Origin of the sequence: Streptomyces sp. NPDC005899 (assembly GCF_040629645.1) — a bacterium.
GTDB lineage: Bacteria > Actinomycetota > Actinomycetes > Streptomycetales > Streptomycetaceae > Streptomyces.
Window position 1 is genome coordinate 1 of the sequence record NZ_JBEXWB010000558.1, and the last position, 2,761, is coordinate 2,761.

Genomic DNA, 2,761 nt, shown 5'->3' on the forward strand with positions numbered 1-2,761 from the left:
CTCCCCGACGGGCCGGCGCGCCCCGGTGGTGGGCGCCGCGGCTGCCTACGAGGCCGGCCCGCCGGCTTCGACAAGGAGACGTACAAGCGCGGGGAGCGAGGTCGGGCACTCGAGCGGCCGGTCACCCGATCAGGTCGCGGACCGCGCGCTCCGACCACCGGGCGCCCGCGCCTCGCGCGGAGGCGACGTAGGCAGCGACGGCGCCCGCGTCCCAAGCGCCCGCTGCCAGCAGTCCGGTCGCCAGGAAGCGCACGTAGTCACGAGAAGGTGCGACCGGGGCGACCTCGCTCGCGCTCCACGGGGCCGTGAAAGTGAGAACGGGCGCTCCGCCCATCTGCCCCGCACACACCAACGTCTCGTAACGACCGCTCCCGAGGCCGGCCACGCCCCGGGCGAGAACCTCGCTCAGGTCCAGGTCCGCGCCTGGGTCCCGGTACATCTCCTGGGCGGCGATGTCCGCGAACTGCGAGGCCGAGACGAGGTGCGCGCGTGCGTACACGCGCCCTCCACAGGTCGGATCGTAGAACGCCCGGCCGCCTCCCCAGACCGGCGACCGCGTGGCGAAGTACAGGGCGCCCGCGAGTTCCACGGGGACGGACCGGATCGGTGGTCGACGGTCTCGACACCCCGGATACAGCTTCCCCGCCCCCGGCGGCCGGCCGCCCTGGATGTAGCAGGCGAGCCTGTCCAGGTGCATGTTCGAGCCGTAGGAGGCGTACCAGACGTGTTCCGGAGCGGGCTCCTCCCAACGTGCCGGATCGATGCGATGCGCGTCGACCACGTGTCGTCCTGCTCCCACCTTCGGCCTCTCCTCGCTTGTCCGGCCGTGACGTCGTACGCCGTGCCGTACCCGCTGGCGTGTCCATCTCCGGCCGCCTCCGGTGCGGACAGGTCCCGGACCGCGGACGGCGAACGCCACCGGGCGACGGTACTCCTGCCCTGACCAGCAACGATCGGCGAAAGCGCTCTCATCGCCGCGTTCCGGTCCGGTAACAGCCGCTGCGCGTGTCACTGCCGTCACGTATGGTCCCAAGGAAATCCCCGGAATGTTGAACGCGTTCAGGGGGCTCCTGGGGAGGGGGATCGCGAGATGCGAGGTGGAGCGAAGGTCGCCGTCGTCGGCGGGGTGTTCGTGCTGGTGGCAGGCGGCCTCGGCTACGGCGCCTACAGCATGCTCGGCGAGGAACTGATCGGCGGCACGGACACCGTCGCCGAGTCCGCCGAGGTGAGGACGGGTCCGCCGACCGCGTCGGAGATCGAGACGGTCGCGAAGGACTTCCTGAAGGCGTGGGCTGCCGGCGACGCGAGCGCCGCCTCCCTGCTCACCGACAACGAGGCCGGCGCCGAGGCGTCGCTGACCGGCTACGCCGCCGACGCCCACGTGACCGGCGCGGTGATCACTCCGGGCCCGGCCGTCGGCGCCAAGGTCCCGTACACGGTGAAGGCGACCGTGTCGTACGAGGGCACGACCAAGCCCTGGTCCTACGCCTCGGAGCTGACCGTGGTGCGCGGCCTGACCACCGGCAAGGCCCTGGTGGACTGGCAGCCCACCGTCGTCCACCCGCAGTTGACCGAAGGGGCGACGCTGAGGACGGGCGAGTCGTCGACGGCGGCGATCGAGGCGGTCGACCGCAACGGCAAGGTGCTCGACAGGAAGACGTACCCGTCGCTCGGCCCGATCCTGGACACCCTGCGCGAGAAGTACGGCGACACCACCGACGGCTCCCCCGGCATCGAGACATGGATCGAGCCGGCGGACGCGCAACTGCCGGACACCACGTTGCTCACCCTCGCCAAGGGCAAGCCCGGCAAGCTGCGTACGACGCTCGACGCGGGCGCCCAGGCGGCCGCGGAGACGGCCGTGAAGCAGTTCAGCGGGGCGTCGGTCGTCGCCGTGAAACCCTCCACCGGCGCGATACGCGCGGTGGCCAACAACCCGGCGAGCGGCTTCGACGCCGCCATGCAGGGCAAGCAGGCTCCCGGCTCCACGATGAAGATCGTCACGGCCGCGATGCTGCTGGAGAAGGGCCTGGTCACGGCCGGCGGCCCCACCCCGTGCCCGCGGGAAGCCATGTACCAAGGGCGTACGTTCCACAACCTGGGCCACTTCGCGCTGCCGGACTCCAGCAGCTTCACCACGAGCTTCGCCCGCTCCTGCAACACGGCCTTCATCAAGCTCATCGACGACACGAAGAACGACGCCGCACTCGCCGAGGAGGCGCGTGACGTCTTCGGGATCGGCCTCGACTGGAAGACGGGCGTCACGTCCGTCGACGGCAGCGTGCCCGAGGAGACCGGCGGCGAGGCCGCCGCCCAGTACATCGGCCAGGGCACCGTCCAGATGAACGCCCTCAACATGGCGTCCATCACCGCGACCGCCCGCACCGGCACCTTCCACCAGCCGGTCATCGTGCCGCGCGAACTCGACGGCCGCGAGCTGGCCCAGGCCTCCCGCTCCCTGTCCCCGGGCGTCACCCGGCAGCTCAACGACATGATGCGGGCCACCGCCACCTGGGGCACCGGCAAGGCGGCCATGGCCTCCGTCGGCGGCGACAAGGGGGCCAAGACGGGCTCGGCGGAGGTCGACGGCCAGGGCACGTCCAACAGCTGGTTCACCGGCTTCAGCAACGACCTCGCCGCGGCGGCCGTCGTCCAGTCCGGCGGCCACGGCGGCGACGCCGCGGGCCCGGTGGTGGCGGCGGTGCTGCGGGCCGGTAGCTGAATCCGGCGGCGGGCGGCACATGGCCGGCCGGCTGCCGCC

At 72.1% G+C, this 2,761-nt stretch carries 2 protein-coding genes; one reads left to right on the forward strand and one right to left on the reverse strand.

What is annotated here, in order from left to right; translation table 11 throughout:
- Nucleotides 1-121: 121 nt before the first annotated feature.
- Nucleotides 122-697: a histone deacetylase gene (locus ABZ371_RS31360; RefSeq protein WP_358686063.1), complete on the reverse strand. Its 576-nt coding sequence runs from the start codon at nucleotides 695-697 to the stop codon at nucleotides 122-124.
- 393 nt (nucleotides 698-1,090) lie between these two features.
- Between ABZ371_RS31360 and ABZ371_RS31365 the strand changes: the two genes are divergently transcribed.
- A complete protein-coding gene (locus ABZ371_RS31365; RefSeq protein WP_358686061.1) occupies nucleotides 1,091-2,722 on the forward strand; it encodes a penicillin-binding transpeptidase domain-containing protein in 1,632 nt (543 codons plus the stop codon).
- Nucleotides 2,723-2,761 lie beyond the last annotated feature (39 nt).

Excerpts from the sequence above, each read along its gene's own strand:
- ABZ371_RS31365 (WP_358686061.1), top strand. The coding sequence starts at position 1,091 with ATGCGAGGTGGAGCGAAGGTCGCCGTCGTCGGCGGGGTGTTCGTGCTG.
- ABZ371_RS31360 (WP_358686063.1), bottom strand. The coding sequence starts at position 697 with ATGCACCTGGACAGGCTCGCCTGCTACATCCAGGGCGGCCGGCCGCCG.